The sequence below is a fragment of the Nocardioides sp. Root190 genome (assembly GCF_001428565.1).
Lineage (GTDB): Bacteria > Actinomycetota > Actinomycetes > Propionibacteriales > Nocardioidaceae > Nocardioides.
Genome location: NZ_LMIA01000007.1, coordinates 177,642 through 194,335, shown reverse-complemented (window position 1 = coordinate 194,335; position 16,694 = coordinate 177,642). Strand labels below are relative to the sequence as shown.

Here is a 16,694-nt window from a genome sequence, read left to right as displayed (position 1 = left end):
CGCGGCACAGCTCGGCCGCCAGCAGACGAGGGCCACCCATGACGCCATCACCACACCTGGGGCCGGTGCGACAGATCGCCGCCCACGAGCTCGTTGTCGACGAGCTGCGCCGCTCACTGGACCAGGGGCAGTTCCGGCCCGGCGACCGCCTGCCCTCGGAGCGGGAACTGGCCGAGATCCTGTGCGTCTCCAGGACGACCGTCCGCTCGGCCGTGTCCGTGCTCGAGGCAGAGCGGAGACTCTCCGTGCGCCGGGGACGCGGCGGCGGGTTCACCGTCCTCGCCCCGCCACACGACCAGCGCGCGACGGGCGAGCGGGCTCAGACCGGACTTCGCGCTCTTCGCGACCTGTTCGACCTTCGCCTGGTCGTCGAGACCGGAGCAGTGCAGCTCGCCGCAGCGCGTCGTACCGCGGAGGACCTGACCGACCTCGAGAACCTCCTCGGCCGGATGCAGCAGGTGATCCGCGAGGAGCGCCGTCGGCCGAGCACCGCGCTCGTCTACGAGTTCCAGGCCCTGGACAACAGATTCCACCTCGATCTCGCTCGATGCTCACGCAACGCGCACCTCGTGGCACAGGTGGCGGCGGCCCGCGGTGCGATGTGGGGACCCGTGGGCTCGGTCTTCCGCAACCTCGAGCCGAACGCGAATGACCTCCACGCCGACATCCTCGCCGCAGTGCGCACCGGGGCTGGCGAACGCGCGTCCTCGCTGATGGCCGACCACATCGACGACACACACAGGACCCTCGCGTCCTGGCTCACCGACTCTTGACAGACCACCCTAAAGGCTTGAAGATCAAACCAATAGGTCTATTGGGTGTCGGACGGCTCACACCCACTGCCTGGTCCCCGGTTCTGGCCGCTCGGGCGGACGACCATCCACCGACTCCGCACGGAGCAGGATCAAGGAGAGAACAACGACATGTCCGCAACAAGAGGCCACCAGGCGCCGGTCGATCCATCGATCGGCAAGGCAGAACTTCTCCACCGCGGGCTGGGAGTCGGCTCGGTCGTCTTCATGGTCGTCGCCGCCGTGGCACCCCTCGGCGCCGCCTGCGCCGTCATTCCGCTCGTCTTCGCCCTCAGCGGCAACACCGCAGCCCCGCTCTACTTCGTGGGTGCGGCCGTCGTACTGTCGGTCTTCGCGGTCGGCTTCACCCTGATGAGCCGGCACGTCCGCAACGCCGGTGCCTTCTACTCCTACGTCCAGGCAGGACTGGGGAAGGTCCCGGGCGCGGGTACTGCTTCGCTGGCACTGGCGTCGTACGTCGTCCTCCTGATCGCGCTCTACGCACTCCTCGGCGTGTCCACCTCGGCAGCCGTCGAGCAGTACCTCGGGATGGAGGTGTCGTGGTGGCTGTGCGCGTTCGCCTTCCTCGCCGTCATCTCACTTCTCGGCTATCGCGACATCGAGGTGAGCGCCAAGGTGCTCGGGGTCGCGCTCGTGCTCGAAGGGCTGGTCGTGATCGTCGTCGACCTGGCCATCCTGTTCCAGGGTGGCGACGACGGGCTCTCGGCAGAGCCGCTGAATCCGGGCAACCTGTTCGATGGAGCTCCCGGACTCGGCCTCATGTTCGCCTTCTTCGCCTTCGTCGGCTTCGAGGCCACCGCCGTCTTCCGCAGCGAGGCCAAGGACCCTGAGCGGACCATCCCGCGCGCGACCTACATCGCGATCGCCATCATCGGCACGCTCTACGCCTTCACCTCGTTCGCGATGGCGAACGGATTGGGCGCCGGCAAGGCGGCGGCCGCGGCAGGTGCCGACCCGTCGAACGTCATGCAGGGCCTCGCCAACCGGTACGCCGGCACCGTCGTCGAGGACGCCGTCATCATCCTGCTGGTCACCAGCGTGTTCGCGTGCTGCCTCTCCTTCCACAACGTGGTCGCCCGCTACCAGTTCAACCTGGCGAACGGCCGCGTGCTGCCAGCCGCACTCGGCGAGGTCCACCCGGCACATCGCGCACCCTCACGCTCGTCCGTGGTCGTCAGCGCGATGACCGCCGGGATCCTCGGAGCGCTCGCCGCCGCAGGCCTCGACCCGATCCTGGAGATCTACACCTGGCTGTCCGGCGCCGCGACGCTCGGCATCCTGATGCTCATGCTCCTGACCAGCGTCGCGGTGGTCGCCTTCCACCAGCGAGGTGACGGCACGGACCCCATCTGGAACTCGGTGATCGCGCCGATCCTGTCGTTCACGGCACTGGCCTTCGTCGTCTACATGGTCCTGGACAACCTGGACCTCCTCGTCGGAGGCCAGACCGCCGCCAACTGGGTGTGCATCGGTCTGGCGATCGCCTTCGCCGTCGGCGCGGGCACCGCCGCCCTGGCTCGGGGGACGTCACCGCAACGGTATGCCGAGATCCTCGAGGACTGAGTTCCGTCGTACGTGAGGGGCCGGATCGCCACAGGCGGTCCGGCCCTTCTCGCGTCAGCCCGGTGAACGGTTCAGCGAAGAACGCATCGAGCTCACCCGGACGAAGCCGGTCAGCAGGTCCAGGGAGCTCTGCTCGGTGGACCAGAGGATCTCCGGATGCCACTGCACCCCGACCAGCAGGCGTCCTCGGAGTTCCACCGCCTCGACGAGGCCGTCTGGCGAGTGGGCGACGGCACGCAGCCCCGGCGCGAGCACGTCCAACCCCTGGTGGTGCTCGCTGTTGACCGCGATCCGACCTTGCCGACCCATCCAGGCCGACAACAGCGTGTCAGCCTCGACGTCGACGCCGTGGCAGGATCGGTCGAGCAGTTCCTTGCCCGGGCGGTGCACCACCTCACTCGGACGGTCCCGGGCGAGGTCGGCATGGAGAGTCCCGCCGAGAGCGACGTTCACGAACTGCATGCCACGACAAATGGCCAGCACAGGGACCGTTCCGTCGATGGCGGCCTGGAGCGCCACCTCCTCGATGGCATCCCTCGACGGATTCACACCCCACAGCAGCTCGTCGGCGACGGCACCGCCGTACCGAGCGGGGTCGACGTCACCACCTCCTCCTACCACCAGTCCGTCCAACCGACCGACCACGGAGGCGATCAGTGGCTGGTCGACGGCGCAGTCGATACCCACTGGGGTGGCGCCGGCTGCGACGAAGCCGTGGAACATGTGGCGCCACAGTCCGAACTCCTCGAGATCCTTCGAGGAGTAGGTGATCCCGATGACGGGGCGGTCGAGATGGTGGTTCACGGGCTTCTCCTGAGTGGATGGCTAGAAGACGGACCAGCCGGACGTCCGCGCGAAGTGCTCGAGCGCCGCCACGCCTCCGACCGAGTTCCCCTCGAGATCGAGAGGCGGACTCCAGGCACAGACGGTGCCGACGCCGGGCAGAGCCGCGAGGATTCCCCCGCCGACACCGCTCTTGGCGGGCAACCCGATCCGGTAGGCGATGTCTCCGGCCGCTCCGTACATGCCCGAGGTCAGCAGCACCGCATTGATCCGGCGGATGTTGTCGGAATCGAGTACGAGGCGATGCAGTCGACGGTCGGCGAGGAAGCGGGCGCCCCGGGCCAGACCGAGGACCGAGCCGGTGATCGCGCATTGCGCGTAGTACTCCCCAAGCACGTCCTCCACCGGGTTGAGGAGTCGGCCGTGCTCGGCGAGTACGTGGGCCAGCGCCCGGTTGCGGTGGTCCGCCGCGGCCTCTGACGCCGCCACCGCCGCGTCGGAGTGCGTGGCACTGTCGCCTGAGAGCTCGCGGAGGAGGGTGCTCACCCTCCCGACCGCCGAGCCAGTGTGCCGCAGCAGCCGGTCGGTGACGATCAGGGCACCGGCGTTCACGAAGGGGTTGCGTGGTCGACCCGCGGCGCGCTCGAGCTCGGTCACCGAGCCGTAGCCGAGCTCGGTCGGCGCCCAGCCGACGTGCTCCCAGGCCGTGGGCTCGATCTGGAGCAACGCGACCAGGGCGAACAGCTTCGTGATGCTCTGCAGGGAGAACTGGACATCACTGTCCCCGACCCCGAGCTCGGTCCCCTCGACAGTCGCGACGGAGAACCCGAAGGCGCCGGCGTCGACCTTGGCCAGCTCCGGGATCTTGGCCGTCACGGCTCCCGTGCGGGCCACCGACCGTCCCAGCTCCGCGGCGCGCTCGGCGTGACGCATCAGAGCGGGGCCGGTGAGGTCCCGGGTTGCCGCCGGTCCGTCGATCGTCGGCGTTGTCACGAGGAACACCGTACTAAGGGTCAAAGGTCTATGCAATACACCATTATTTGCGAGGCCCTCGACGCCAGTTGAACGAGCGCCGCTGGACTAATGGTCGAGAGATTAGACCTTGAGGTACAGTGACGTCATGACACCACACCTGAACCGCCGGCTGCTGCTGGGGCGCCGGCCCACCTGGACCGCCACACTCGACGACTTCGTCCTCGACGAGTTGCCCTCCCCGAGTCCCGTCGAGGGCGAGGTGCTGGTTCGCGTCCTGTGGGTCGCCTTCGACCCGGCGATGCGCGGTTGGATGAACGACGGCCCTTCCTACGCGCCGCCCGTTCCGCTGGGAGCGGTGATGCGTGGTCACGGCGTCGGCGAGGTGGTGGCCTCCGGCGTCGACTCCGTGGCCGTCGGCACCCTCGTCACCGGCAACTTCGGGTGGCAGACCCACGCCGTCGCCCGCTTCGAGGAGGGCACTCACAGCCACCTCGAGCACGTCAGCGATCCGAGCGCGAGCCGTCCGGTCGCCCGGCGGGTCCCTGACGGAGTGCCGCCGACCTCGGTGCTGGGCGTCCTCGGAACCACCGGCCTCACCGCGTACTTCGGCATGCTGGAGCTCGGGGCACCGCGCCCGGGCGACGTCGTTCTCGTCTCCGGAGCGGCGGGAGCCACTGGCTCGGTCGCGGGTCAGCTGGCCAAGCTCGCCGGCGCGACGGTCATCGGCATTGCCGGCGGTGCCGAGAAGGGCACCTGGCTGAAGGAGGTGGCGGGCTTCGACCACGTCGTCGACTACAAGTCCGAGGACGTTGGTGCGCGACTTGCCGAGCTGGCGCCCACTGGCGTCGACGTCTTCTTCGACAACGTCGCCGGCAAGGTCCTGGAGGCCGGCATCAGCAACATCGCGCAGCGGGGAACCGTGGTGCTCTGCGGAGGCATCTCCAGCGGCTACTCCGACGAGGCCGTGGCCTACGGGCCGACGAACCTGTCGACGATCACGGTGCGGAGCTGCACGGTGAAGGGCTTCATCGTCACCGACTTCGCCGACCAGTTCGACGAGGCGACACAGCGTCTTTCGCGTTGGGTCCAGGACGGCTCCCTGGTGTGGGCCGACGACATCGTCGAGGGCGAGGTCACCGACGCCGTGGCCACCATGAATCGCCTCTTCGACGGGAAGAACCTCGGCAAGCAGATCCTCCAGCTGTCACCACCATCGGCCTGAACGCGAGAGGCAATGACGAAGGGCCCGACCGCCGTGGCGGTCGGGCCCTTCCTTGTCGCTGCTGCGCCGTGGGCTTGTCGCTGCCCTAGTCCTCAGGGGTGACATAGGCAGCGGAGATGCCACCATCGACGACCAGCTCGAATCCGTTGACGAAGCTCGAGGCATCACTGAGCAGGAACAGCGCCGCCTCCGCCATCTCGGCTGCGGTCCCGAACCGTCCGGCGGGCACATGCACCATCCGACGAGCAACCTCGTCGGCGCTGAACAGCCCCTCGAGCATCGGGGACTGCACAGGCCCCGGGCTCAGGCTGTTGACCCTGATGCCCTTTCTCGCGAGCTCGACCCCCATCTCGCGGGACATGGCGACCACGGCGCCCTTCGAGGCCGTGTAACCGATCTGGGACACGGCCGAGCCCATCCGCGCCACCAACGAGGCCGTGTTGACGACCGAACCACCACCCCCGGCGATCAGGTGCGGGATCCCGTACTTGCAGCACAGCAGCACGCTCTCGACGTTGATTGCCATGGTCCGGGCGAAGACCGAAAGGTCGGCGTCCAGGGTCGAGCTGTCGGCGGGGAGCGCCACACCCGCGTTGTTGAACAGGGCGTCGATGCGACCGAGGCGACGGACGACGCCGTCGTAGAGGTCCTTCACCTGCGCCTCGACGGTGAGGTCGCAGGCGACGAAGGAGTCCGCGCCGGTGTCGTCGACGTCGCGCAGGTCGACTCCGACCACCGTGGCGCCCTCACGTCGCAGGACCGTGACGGCGGCACGACCGATCGAACCTGCCGCCCCGGTCACCACGACCACCTTGCCGTCCATCGAGCCGCTCACTTGGCATCGACCCCGAACCAGCGGGCCAGGCGCAGTCCCACGATGTACGACGTCGGGCTGAACGGCCACTGACTGATGACCTTGCCGCTCGTGCCCTGGAAGTAGTTGGCGACCTCGCCCCACACGGTCTTGTCGAGGCGGCGCTGGAGTCGGCGGTTGTAGAAGTCGTGGACGTAGGACTTGACGGTGATCTTGCTGGCCCTGCCATCAGCGAGACGCTTGGCGGTCTTGGCGGCGAACCTCGCCTGCGCCTCGTAGTAGGTCACGAGCGGGATCCCGCTCGTGTTGGGGCCGAAGATCATGAAGAAGTTGGGGAAGTTCGGCGTCATGACACCGAGGAACGCCTCCGCGCCACCCTCCCACTGGTCGCGGAGGACCACGCCGTTCTCGCCGGTGGTGCGGTAGGTGCTGATGAAGTTCGCGGCGTCGAAGCCCGTGGCGAGCACGATCATGTCCAGCTCGTGCTTCTCTCCCGTGGCATCGACGACCCCCGTCGGCGTCACGTCGGCGACAGCATGGGGAACGAGCTCGACCTTCGGCGACCTCAGGCTCCGGTAGTAGGTGTCGCTGACGACGGTCCGTCGGGCCTCGACCGAGAACTCCGGCGTCAGCAGCCTCTCCAGGTCGGGCTGCGATCCCATCTCCCGATGCAGGTACTCACGCGCGGCCACCAGGCGCTGCTTGTTGACCCGGCCGCCCACCCGTGCGTGACTGGCGCGGTACTGGCGCAGGTCGTAGTCGAGGTAGAGGCGATACCGGCGGAAGTAGTAGACCGGCTTCAGCTTGTTCCAGCGTCGCTCACTCGGCGTGAAGTCGCGTGCCCCCTTCGGGAGCAGCCAGTTCGGTTCGATCTGGAAGACCTTGACCGAGCTGCCCTGCCGCTCCGCCTCGGTCACGACCTGGACCGCGGAGGACCCTGTGCCCAGCACCCCGACGGCCTTGCCTTCGAGAGTCAGCTCGTCGCGCCAGGTGGAGGTGTGGCAGAGGTCCCCCTCGAACACGGTGTCGCCGCGCAGGAACGGCGGGACCAACGGCGTGTTGAGGAAGCCGACCGCAGAGATCACGGCCTTGAAGGGTCCATGGGACCGACCGGCCTCGTCCTCGATGGTCCAGGTCTTCGACGGCTCGTCCCAGGTGACCTCAGCGACCCCGGTGCCGAGCAGCGTCCGCTCGTAGAGCCCCCACTTGCGCGCGACGCCCTGGAGGTAGGCGAGGAGCTCGCGCCAGTCCGCGTGCGTCCGCGTCCAGTCGTGGGGCTCGAAGGAGAAGGAGTAGATGTGCGACTCGAGGTCGACCTCCGCTCCGGGGTACCGGTTCACCAGCCAGGTTCCACCGATGTCCTCAGAGCGTTCGAACATGACGAAGTCACGGACGCCCTCCTTGAGCAGGGCGGTGGCTGCGGCGATTCCGCTGAATCCCGATCCGATGATCGCCACGTCGTGCGGTCCGGCAAGGGGTGCAGAGGTCGGGGTGGGTGGCTTCACTGTGGACACCGTCTCGTCGTAGTTGGTTGTTTGGTCTAGTCTTTCGACCTTATGAGAAGTTGTCAACACCCTCAGCGGAAACCGAGGTGTCGCTGGAGCTCGAACTCGGTGATGTGGGTGCTCATCCACGCCTCGTACCGGGCCAGCTCGGAGCGCCGCGTCGCGGAGAAGGCCTCCGCAAAGCGGCGCGGAAGCAGGTCGTCGATGAGGGGAGACCCCTCGAACTCGGTGATCGCCTCGGCGAGGGAGGCCGGCACCGTACGACCCCCGGGGCTGCGCGGCGGCGGCAGACGTGCGCCGCGCTCGATCCCCCAGATCCCGCCCGCGAGGACCGCTGCGCCGCTCACGTAGGGATTCGCATCGGCTCCGCCGCGGCGGTGCTCGACCCGGGCGAGCGCCCGCGCCGACGTCACCACACGACAGGCCGAGCGCCGGTCGTCGTACCCCCAGGACGCACGCGTCGGCACCCACTGCCGCGGGTCGATGCGCTTGAACGAGTTCACGTGCGGGTTGAACATCAACGTGAGCTCGGGCAGTGACTGCACCAGGCCCGCGACGAAACAGGCACCGACGGCGCTCAGGCCACCGTCGCCTGCGAAGACATTCACTCCGTCCCGCTCGAGACTCGCGTGAACGTGCCCACCGGCTCCTTCCCGGTCGCCGTAGGGCTTGGCCATGAAGGAGGCGACGAGACCGTGCTCGGCACACAGGTCGATGAGGCACTGCCGAGCACGAGCCGCGCCGTCCGCTGCCCGCAGTGCGGGGGCGGGTGCGATGGAGAACTCGACATAGCCGGCCCCGCCGTCGCAGCGCACGGCCTCGAGTGGGTGTCCGATCGAGGCCGTGCGTCGCGCGAGCTCCGACATCAGCGAGGCCACCGTTCCCGGTGGTGCGAGCCGGCCAGGGCCGGCATTGCCGACAACGTCGGCGGCGGCAGCCTCGAAGACCCACGCCTCGTACTCGAAGCCCAGCACCGGGACCAGTCCCGATCTGGCGAAACGGCCCACGAGATGGGCGACCATTCCCCGGGGCGAGGCCCCGAACGGGTCTCCGTTGGTGTCGACGAGGTCCCCAATGACCGACTCGATGCCACGCCACGGCAGCTCGACCCGGGTGGACTCGTCGAGCTCGACAGGCGCATCGGGATAACCGTTGCCGGCGTGGCTCAACGCCGTGTCCGTCAGGTCGTCAACGAGCGAGAGTCCGTACAGGCTGGTTCCGTGGGCGGCTCGGGAACCCGGACGGAGCCTGTCCGCGCTGACCAGCTTGTGGCGCAGCCCGAGGTCGAGGTCAGGAATCTCCAGGCGCACCAGGGAGGGCGCCACCGTCAGGCCGATGTCTCGAGCGCAGCGAGGGCCAGCTCGAAGCACTCCCGTGGTGCCCGGATGATGCCCGCACCGATCTGGCCGCCGTCGCGACCGGCGAGACCGACGTCCATGACGGGGGTGATGCCCGTCGCCAGGACCTTGCGCGCGTCCACGGCGGTCGGCGTCCCGCGGAAGTCGAAGAGCGGGATCCGGTAGCTGGAGCTCTCGCCGTGGGTGATCGCGTACATCTGGAGATTGCGCTCGATCATCACCTCGGCCGAGCCGCCCTGGTACTCCTGGAGGGTGAGGGCACAGGCCTGCGCAAAGCCGCCGAGGCCCACCGTCTCGGTGATCGGCGACTCCCCACCCATCCAGGTGATCTCGTCCTCGGTGTGGCCCGCGAAGAGCTTGCCCTCGTGGATAGGCGGCGGCCCCTCGAACCACCGTCCGCCGAGTCCGGCGAGCCTGATCGCGAAGCCCCGGCAGCTGAAGGCCATGGCGGACACCAGCGTCGATCCAGGGACGACCATCGCATCGGCAGAGACCTTCGCGGCCGCCATGGAGAGCCGGAGGAAGAAGTAGTCGTTCTCGGCGAGGTGCACCATCGTCTCGCGGACGCCGGGGACGTCGTCGTGCACCATGTCCAGGACGGCCGGGAGGATCTCGCGGTTGAAGAGCATCGACGCCGCCGCGTTGCGGCTGTGCACCTCGTCGCCCATTCGAAGGGCGCGGGCGATCAGCGACTTCAGCGGGATGCCGCCCCGACGTCGGATCGCCTCCCCCACCACGGGAGCGAGCACCGTGTTGACGTGCAGCAGACGCTCGTGGACGCCCTCGTCGTAGCAGCCGTAGTTGAGCCGCCGCGGCTCCTTGCCCTCGTAGAAGTTGCAGAAACCGACATTGCCCAGGTCCCGGTTCTCCACCACGAACACGGGCATCGATGCTGTGTAGATCCCAGCCAGTGAGCCGACGGCGTCGTAGTCGTGGCACGCGCCGATCCGGATCGCACCGGAGGCGAAGCCCGCGATCGCCTCCTCGCGGGTCTCAGCGAGTCCCTCGAACAGGGCACCGCCGATGAGCGCCTCCCGCTGTCCACCGACGTACTCCTCCCAGGCCATCGGGGCGCCTGAAGTGAGGACGAGGTTGGCGTCGTACCCGGGAATCACGTCGCGGGCCGGCGCCACGTCGACCACCCAGGGGTCGGCCGCGTCCAGTCGCCGGAAGGACTCGGCATTGGCCTCCTCCACCGTGGTCGCCGTTTCGGTCGCGGTCGCGGTCACCATGCGACGACGCCACCGTCGACCAGCAGGGTCTGGCCCGTCACGAAGGAGGAGCGGGGAGAGACGAAGAACTCGACGACCTCCGCGACCTCATGAGGCTCGCCGATCCGCTTGAGCATGGCGTGGGCCGCCGAGGCCTCCTCACCACCTGAGACCCTGGCCATGGAGGGACTCATGGGGGCACGGATGACACCGGGCGCGACGTTGTTGACGCGGATACCGCGGGGAGCCAGCTCGGCGGCGAGGTAGCGGGTGTACGCCGCGATGCCTGCCTTCGTGGCGCCGTACACCGATGCTCCGGTGAAGCGGCCGAAATGCCCGGTCAGGGACCCGACATTGACGATCGAGCCGCCCACACGAATCAGGTCCGCGGTCGCCTCCACCACCCTGGCCATCCCGGCGATGTTCACCTGGAACATCAGATCGAGCTTCGCCTCATCGAGCTCACCGACGAAGGAGTCGCGCAGGATTCCGGCGCAGTTCACGACCCCGGCGATGGTCTCGTCTTCACGCACCACCGCCGCGACGGCGGCGCGGATCGACTCGGTCGAGGTGACGTCCATGACGACGAAGTCGTGCTCGAAGGACGAGGCGCTCTCGGGCACTGCTGCCTCGAGATCGGCGGCGACGGGCGTGTAGCCACTCCCCGCGAGTCGCGCGCAGATGGCGCGGCCGATGACCCCGCCGCCGCCGGTGACGATGACTGTGCCAGTCACTGTGGTGCCTTTCTGTAGAGTGATGCCGTCGGGCATAGGTCTGTTGACTCGTTCAACAGACCTTTTTCGCGCTGCCGCTCCGCCACAGCTCGACGAGCAGTTCGACGGAGGCTGAGTGCCTTGGGGGACGAGAGCCCTAGTTGACTTGCCTGTCCCGATCGCTCCAGAAGTCCTGGCGCAGCTTGAACTTCTGCAGCTTTCCGGTGGCGGTCCGCGCCAGCTCGGCCCGGAAGTCGATGCGCTTCGGCGTCTTGTAGCCGGCGAGCCGCGCCCTGCAGTGCGCGATGAGCTCTTCCTCGCTCACGTCAGCGGTGGTGACGACCAACGCGGTGACGAGCTCGCCCCACTTCTCGTCCGGGATCCCGATGACGGCCGCCTCCGCCACCGCCGGGTGGCTGGCGAGGACGTCCTCGACCTCGATCGACGACACGTTCTCGCCGCCCGTCACGATGACGTCCTTCTTGCGGTCCTTGATCGTCAGACAGCCGTCAGCGAACGATCCGCCGTCACCGGTGTGGAAGACGCCACCCTCCTGGGCCCGCTCCGTCTCCTCGGGGTTCTGCCAGTAGGCCTCGAGGTTGTGGTTGCTGGCCACGAGGACCTCGCCGTCGCCTGCGATGGCGACGCGTACGCCGATCGCAGGCGCTCCCGCACGGCCGAGGAGACGCGCCTGCTCCTCGCCCGGCAGTGGCCGCCACTCCTCACGCATGCGCGACATCGTGAGAAAGGGCGAGGTCTCGGTGAGACCGTAGATCTGGATGAACTCCCACCCGAGATCGTTCCGGATCCGTTCGATCAGGCGCGTCGGAGGCGGCGCCCCTGCGACGACGACGCGGACGCGTTGGCGTCCGGGGATCTCGCCCTCCCAGCCGCGTGCTGCCTCGAGCACGGCGGAGAGCACTGCCGGAGCCGCGCACATCAGGGTCACGCCGTGCTCGGCGACCCGGCGGAGGATCTCCGCACCGTCGACCTGGCGGAGGACGACGTGGGTGCCGCCGAAGCCGGTGATGGCGTACGGCATTCCCCAACCGTTGGCGTGGAACATGGGGAGCGTGTGGAGGTAGACCTCGGACTCGGCGACACCCAGGTGCCATCCGAAGGTGACGGCATTGAGCCAGAGGTTGCGATGAGTGAGCTGGACGCCCTTGGGCCGCGCCGTGGTGCCTGACGTGTAGTTGATCGTCGCCGTGGCCGACTCGTCGCCGTCCCACGGCCGGGGCGCGTCTGTACGCGTCCACAGCTGTTCGTCGTCCTCGCCGAACACGAACGTGTGGCGGCAGCCGACCTGCTCGGCGACGTCACGCAGCGAGGGGTCGACGAGGAGCACCTCGGCGCCGCTGTGCTCGACGATGTACCTGACCTCGGCAGCCGTGAGCCTGAAGTTCACGGGCACCAGGACCCGCCCGAAACCGCTCACGCCGTAGAAGCTGGTCAACAGGCGCGACGAGTTCTGGGACAGAACGGCCACCCTCGCCCCGACCGGAAGCCCCAGTGCGTCCAACGAAGCAGCAAGGGAACGTGCACGCTCCGCGACCTGGCGGTAGGTGAGCGGCTCCCAGCCGACCGGAGCCAGCGGGTCGTCGTGGACCGCCGTGCGGTCAGGGAAGACCGTGACCGCACGATCGATGAAGTCATTGATCGTCAGTGGATAGAACATCGCATCTCCGCGGGGCCGATTCGAACCTTGCTGGTCTGACGCTACGGAGTTATTGGACTAAAGACAAGACCCATAGACCTTATTCGCAACAGACGCCCGCAGAGGCGCAGCCCGAGACCTCTCATGCAGTAGCCTGCGCATGACGAGGAGGTGTCAGTGTCCGAGCACCCGAACCTGGGGCCGATCCGGCAGATCGCCGCGCACGAGCTGGTCCTGGACCAGATCAGGCGTTCCATGGACTCCGGGCAGTTCCGCCCCGGCGATCGGCTGCCCGCCGAGCGGGACCTCGCCGAGATGCTCGATGTCTCGCGCACCACGGTGCGCGCTGCCATCGCCGTACTCGAGCGCGAAGGCCGCATCTCGGTGCGCCGCGGCCGGGGTGGCGGGTTCCTGGTCCTCGAACCCACCTACAACGCCGCCGAGGCCCGCCTGGAGCTGAAGCGCAACAAGGTGGCCGTGCGGGACGCGTTCGACTACCGGGTCATCGTCGAGACGGGCGCCGCCAAGCTCGCCGCCGAGCGTCGCAAGGCGGCGGACCTGCCGAAGCTGGCCGACCTCGTCACCCGGATGGACGACGCCATCAAGGCGGGGCGCGAGGACGAGTCGACGGGCCACGTCACGGAGTTCCAGCTGCTCGACTCCGCGTTCCACCTCGGCATCGCCGAGGCCTCGGGGAACCAGCAGTTGCTGGAGGCCGTCGCCCAGGGCCGGCAGCGGATGTGGCTGCCCGTCGGCGCGATCTTCGGCCACATCGAGGACAACGCCAACGACCACCACGCCGAGATCCTGAGCGCGGTTCGCGCCAAGGACGCCGACGCTGCCGCCTCAGCCATGGCCGCGCACATCAACGAGACGCGACACACGATCGAGTCGTGGCTGAGTCGCTGACAGCGTCGCAACTCGCCCATCCGTCGGGACCCAGACCCTCATCCCATGTTGGTGAGCCAGCCGCCGTCAACAACGAGGTCGGTGCCCGTCACGAATGAGGCGCCGTCCGACAGCAGGTAGCGGACCGCCGAGCACACGTCGGCCGTCGTACCCACCCGCCGAAGGGGCACGCGGGACGCCATCGAGGCCTCCCGTCCGGGATCGTTCTCATACATTCCGGCGATCATGGGCGTCACGATGGCCCCGGGGCACACCGTGTTCGAGCGAATGCCGTCGGGACCGTACTGCGCGGCCAGCGCCCGGGAAAGACTGATCAACCCGGCCTTCGAGACCTGGTAGGCATCGAGTGAGCCGTCAGCGAGGCGGAGACCCGCGATGCTCGCGATGTGGACCATGACGCCAGAACCATGAGCGCGCATCACCGGTAGAGCGGCTCGTGCCATGAGCATCGAGCCCGTCAGGTTGATGTCCAGCACGCGCTTCCACGCCTCAGGAGTGATGTCGGCGATGGACCCGTCTGCCAGGGGCGGCGGCGGGAGACCGGGATCCGTGAACCAGGCCACGCCTGCAGCGTTGACGAGCATGTCGACCGTGCCATCGAGCGACGCCTCCTGCGCGATGGCCACGGCCCGCGGGCCCGCCGTCGGATCAGAGATGTCGGCCTGGACATAGGTCACGGCATGCGGAAGCCCGGCCGGCGGCTCCTTCACGTCAACCGCCACCACGTGGGCACCCAGACCAGCCAGGTCCTGCGCGATGGCGAGACCCATCCCTCCGCCTGCGCCCGTGACAACGGCGGTTCGCCCCGCGAACTCGTTCATCGGCCACCGCCGAGGTGACGACGCAGGTGGTCTGCGATGCCGGACACCGCCGTGGAAGCATCGTCGAACAGTTGAGGGAACTGGATGAAGCCGTGGATCATCCCCTCGAAGTGCTGGTGCCCCGTGAGCACTCCGTGCGCCTCGAGCCGATCCACCAGGGCGGTCCCCGATGCAGCCAAGGGGTCGTAGCCAGCGGTGATCACGAGAGTCGGTGGCAGTCCGGCCAGGTCTGCGTCGAGCGGTGACGCATAGTCGGACGCGGCGTCCTCGGGAGTGACGAAGTAGGCGTCCTTGTGCCACTGGACCTCGTCACGGAAGAGGACGTAGCCCTCCAGATCCAGATCGAACCCGCGTTCCAGGTCGAAGGTCGTCGCCGGATAGATGAGCGCCTGGCAGGCGAGCCGCGGACCGTCGTCGTCCCGAGCCAGCAGGCTGACGGCGGCCGCGAGGTTGCCGCCTGCACTGTCACCGGCGACGGCGATCCTGGAGCCGTCAACCCGGAGCTCGTCGGCGTGCGCGACGGCCCAGGTCAACGCCGAGTAGCAGTCGTGGGGGGCGACGGGGAACTTGAACTCCGGCGGGCGACGGTAGGCGACACTGAGCACCGCACACCCCGCGGCATTGGCGATCGCCCGGCACAGTCCGTCGTGGGAGTCGATGCTTCCCATCTGCCAGCCTCCGCCGTGGAGGTAGACGAGGATCGGCAGCAGGCCATCGACCTGCGGCCGGTAGAGACGCACCGGGATCTCATGGTCACCTGACACAGCGAGGTGGTCCTCCACCGAAGCGATGGCCTCGACGGGGAGCGCGGCGAAGAGCCGTTCGAAGTTCTCGCGCGCCACCTCGATGGGAAGAAGGTGACTGTTGGGCTGGTCGCTCGACGCAGACTCATCGAGGAGCTGACGGGCGGTGGGGTGGAGCGGCATGCGAACCTCAATCACTGCGAGACCTTGAAGCCTGTTGGTCCAGACTATAGACCATTGGCCTGAGTTCGGCGACCCCGCCCGTCGCACCCTCAGCGGGCTCGCCGGATGTGCAGCCCTCGGAGAAGTCTTCTTCCTCGTCTCCTGGAATCGTCTGCGCGACAACGCCTCCGGAACTCGGAATCGGTAGCGCCAGGCGGTTCTGCGGACTTTGCGTGGACTGAATCCTCCTGTCCAACCACTCATCGGCCCCAGCCGAGGTCAGACGGCTTCGCCCTCCTCGCACGCGGTGCAGTCCCACCACTGGACCAGCAGTCCTCCTTGCCGGTCGTGGGTGACCCTGCCCTTGACGTGGACGGTCGCGGAGCCGCACGAGAGACACTCGACCGTGCGGGTCACGACGCCTGGGTCCGAAAACGCACGGGAGCGCTGGGGCATCGCTTCGGGGGTGGGGCTGTCCCGTCTGTCCATGGTGATCGGCACTTCCACGATGGCCTGGCCGGTGGCGACCGTGGTCGACATCGGCGCGACAGGGGGCCGGCGTGGCGTGCACACCGGCCCCCTGCACGTCCGGCCTCAGGCCTCGATGGCCTCCCGAGAGGCGAGGTTGCCGCCGACCTCGATCTTGCGGGGCTTGGCCCTCTCGGCCACGGGGATCACCAGGCGCAGCACGCCGTTGTCGTAGGCGGCCTCGATCCGCTCGAGGTCGAGGTTGTCGCCCAGGACGAGCTGGCGGGTGAACTGGCCATGGGTGCGCTCCGAAGCCAGGCACTGCCAGTCACCGTTGCCGGCGACTCGCTCGGCCCTCACGGTGAGCACGTTGCGCTCGACATCGATGTCGATGCTTTCCCTGCTCGCACCCGGCAGGTCGAGCTCCACGACGAACTCGTCGCCCTGGCGCCAGGCATCCATCGGCATCACGGCGGGACGGTTGGTCGTCCCCGACCCGGCGCCCAGGAGCTGGCTGGCGAGCCGGTCGAAGTCGCGGAACGGATCGGTGGTACGCAGCAACATGACATTTCCTCCTCTGGATCGCCGGCCATCGGCCGGTCGTACTGGATCTGCAATGAATGTTATAGATAATCTGATCCCATGAATCAAGTCCCGAGCGACAAGGATTTTCGTCGCGGCGTCTTCGCGATCTCGGTCGCGGCCGACATGACGGCACTGCAGATCCAGAACATCCGCGTCTACGAGCGACGCGGACTCCTCGAGCCGGACCGCAGTGCCGGAGGAACCCGCCTCTACAGCCGCGCCGACATCGAGACGCTCCTGCGCATCCGCGACCTCCTGGCCGAAGGCCTCAACATCGCCGGCATCGCGCGGGTCATCGCGCTCGAGGCAGAGGTGACGCGCCTTCGGAGAGAGATCGACCTGAACCCACCGACACGGCGACGCGGGCCTCAGGGTGCGAGTCAGCGTTGACGA

At 68.1% G+C, this 16,694-nt stretch carries 17 protein-coding genes; 5 read left to right on the top strand and 12 right to left on the bottom strand.

Annotated features, from left to right (window positions below; translation table 11 throughout):
• Positions 1–38: 38 nt before the first annotated feature.
• Together ASE01_RS05220 and ASE01_RS05215 are read left to right on the top strand one after the other, a co-directional pair.
• Positions 39–773 (top strand): FadR/GntR family transcriptional regulator, encoded by a 735-nt coding sequence (locus tag ASE01_RS05220; RefSeq protein ID WP_056749117.1) that lies wholly within the window; start codon positions 39–41, stop codon positions 771–773.
• Positions 774–923: 150 nt separating this feature from the next.
• Positions 924–2,375 carry an APC family permease gene (locus ASE01_RS05215; protein ID WP_082605828.1) on the top strand — a complete coding sequence of 484 codons (1,452 nt, stop codon included), beginning with the start codon at positions 924–926 and terminating at the stop codon, positions 2,373–2,375.
• Positions 2,376–2,429: 54 nt separating this feature from the next.
• On the opposite strand, the gene ASE01_RS05210 is transcribed toward ASE01_RS05215, so the two are convergent.
• Together ASE01_RS05210 and glsA are read right to left on the bottom strand one after the other, a co-directional pair.
• On the bottom strand, positions 2,430–3,179 hold the full coding sequence (locus ASE01_RS05210; RefSeq protein ID WP_056749115.1) for a gamma-glutamyl-gamma-aminobutyrate hydrolase family protein: 750 nt from the start codon (positions 3,177–3,179) through the stop codon (positions 2,430–2,432).
• A gap of 21 nt (positions 3,180–3,200) precedes the next feature.
• Positions 3,201–4,151 (bottom strand): glutaminase A, encoded by a 951-nt coding sequence (gene glsA / locus ASE01_RS05205; protein WP_200958760.1) that lies wholly within the window; start codon positions 4,149–4,151, stop codon positions 3,201–3,203.
• 127 nt (positions 4,152–4,278) lie between these two features.
• Between glsA and ASE01_RS05200 the strand changes: the two genes are divergently transcribed.
• Complete coding sequence (locus ASE01_RS05200) at positions 4,279–5,355, top strand: NADP-dependent oxidoreductase (RefSeq protein WP_056749114.1); 1,077 nt, start codon at positions 4,279–4,281, stop codon at positions 5,353–5,355.
• A gap of 85 nt (positions 5,356–5,440) precedes the next feature.
• Here the strand turns inward: ASE01_RS05200 and ASE01_RS05195 are convergent, their stop codons facing one another.
• From ASE01_RS05195 to ASE01_RS05170, 6 genes are all read right to left on the bottom strand, one after another.
• Positions 5,441–6,190: an SDR family oxidoreductase gene (locus ASE01_RS05195; RefSeq protein WP_056749113.1), complete on the bottom strand. Its 750-nt coding sequence runs from the start codon at positions 6,188–6,190 to the stop codon at positions 5,441–5,443.
• Positions 6,187–7,683, bottom strand: coding sequence for a flavin-containing monooxygenase (locus tag ASE01_RS05190; RefSeq protein ID WP_200958759.1), 1,497 nt, complete (start codon positions 7,681–7,683; stop codon positions 6,187–6,189). Before ASE01_RS05190 ends, ASE01_RS05195 begins: the two co-directional genes overlap by 4 nt.
• Before the next feature lie 62 nt (positions 7,684–7,745).
• On the bottom strand, positions 7,746–8,999 hold the full coding sequence (locus tag ASE01_RS05185) for a hypothetical protein (RefSeq protein ID WP_200958758.1): 1,254 nt from the start codon (positions 8,997–8,999) through the stop codon (positions 7,746–7,748).
• Positions 9,000–9,001: 2 nt separating this feature from the next.
• Positions 9,002–10,264, bottom strand: a complete 1,263-nt coding sequence (locus ASE01_RS05180) for a DUF1116 domain-containing protein (protein ID WP_056749111.1) — start codon at positions 10,262–10,264, stop codon at positions 9,002–9,004.
• Positions 10,258–10,977: an SDR family NAD(P)-dependent oxidoreductase gene (locus tag ASE01_RS05175; RefSeq protein ID WP_157537111.1), complete on the bottom strand. Its 720-nt coding sequence runs from the start codon at positions 10,975–10,977 to the stop codon at positions 10,258–10,260. Before ASE01_RS05175 ends, ASE01_RS05180 begins: the two co-directional genes overlap by 7 nt.
• Positions 10,978–11,113: 136 nt before the next feature.
• Positions 11,114–12,634, bottom strand: a complete 1,521-nt coding sequence (locus tag ASE01_RS05170; protein WP_056749109.1) for an AMP-binding protein — start codon at positions 12,632–12,634, stop codon at positions 11,114–11,116.
• Positions 12,635–12,790: 156 nt separating this feature from the next.
• Between ASE01_RS05170 and ASE01_RS05165 the strand changes: the two genes are divergently transcribed.
• Entirely contained in the window at positions 12,791–13,522 is a 732-nt protein-coding gene (locus tag ASE01_RS05165) for a FadR/GntR family transcriptional regulator (RefSeq protein WP_056749108.1), read from the top strand.
• Positions 13,523–13,560: 38 nt separating this feature from the next.
• On the opposite strand, the gene ASE01_RS05160 is transcribed toward ASE01_RS05165, so the two are convergent.
• The 4 genes from ASE01_RS05160 to ASE01_RS05145 all read right to left on the bottom strand — a co-directional run bounded on the left by ASE01_RS05160 (position 13,561) and on the right by ASE01_RS05145 (position 16,280).
• Complete coding sequence (locus ASE01_RS05160; RefSeq protein WP_082605827.1) at positions 13,561–14,343, bottom strand: SDR family NAD(P)-dependent oxidoreductase; 783 nt, start codon at positions 14,341–14,343, stop codon at positions 13,561–13,563.
• Positions 14,340–15,269 carry an alpha/beta hydrolase gene (locus tag ASE01_RS05155; protein ID WP_056749106.1) on the bottom strand — a complete coding sequence of 310 codons (930 nt, stop codon included), beginning with the start codon at positions 15,267–15,269 and terminating at the stop codon, positions 14,340–14,342. The genes ASE01_RS05160 and ASE01_RS05155 overlap by 4 nt, the downstream gene beginning before the upstream one ends.
• A 258-nt stretch (positions 15,270–15,527) precedes the next feature.
• Positions 15,528–15,788, bottom strand: a complete 261-nt coding sequence (locus tag ASE01_RS05150; RefSeq protein WP_056749104.1) for a hypothetical protein — start codon at positions 15,786–15,788, stop codon at positions 15,528–15,530.
• Between the two features lie 54 nt (positions 15,789–15,842).
• The gene (locus ASE01_RS05145; protein ID WP_056749103.1) at positions 15,843–16,280 is read right to left on the bottom strand and encodes an Hsp20/alpha crystallin family protein; all 438 of its coding nucleotides are present in this window, start codon (positions 16,278–16,280) and stop codon (positions 15,843–15,845) included.
• A 78-nt stretch (positions 16,281–16,358) separates the two neighbouring features.
• Here ASE01_RS05145 and ASE01_RS05140 point away from each other — a divergent pair, with 78 nt between their 5' ends.
• On the top strand, positions 16,359–16,691 hold the full coding sequence (locus ASE01_RS05140) for a MerR family transcriptional regulator (RefSeq protein ID WP_056749101.1): 333 nt from the start codon (positions 16,359–16,361) through the stop codon (positions 16,689–16,691).
• Positions 16,692–16,694: the final 3 nt, after the last annotated feature.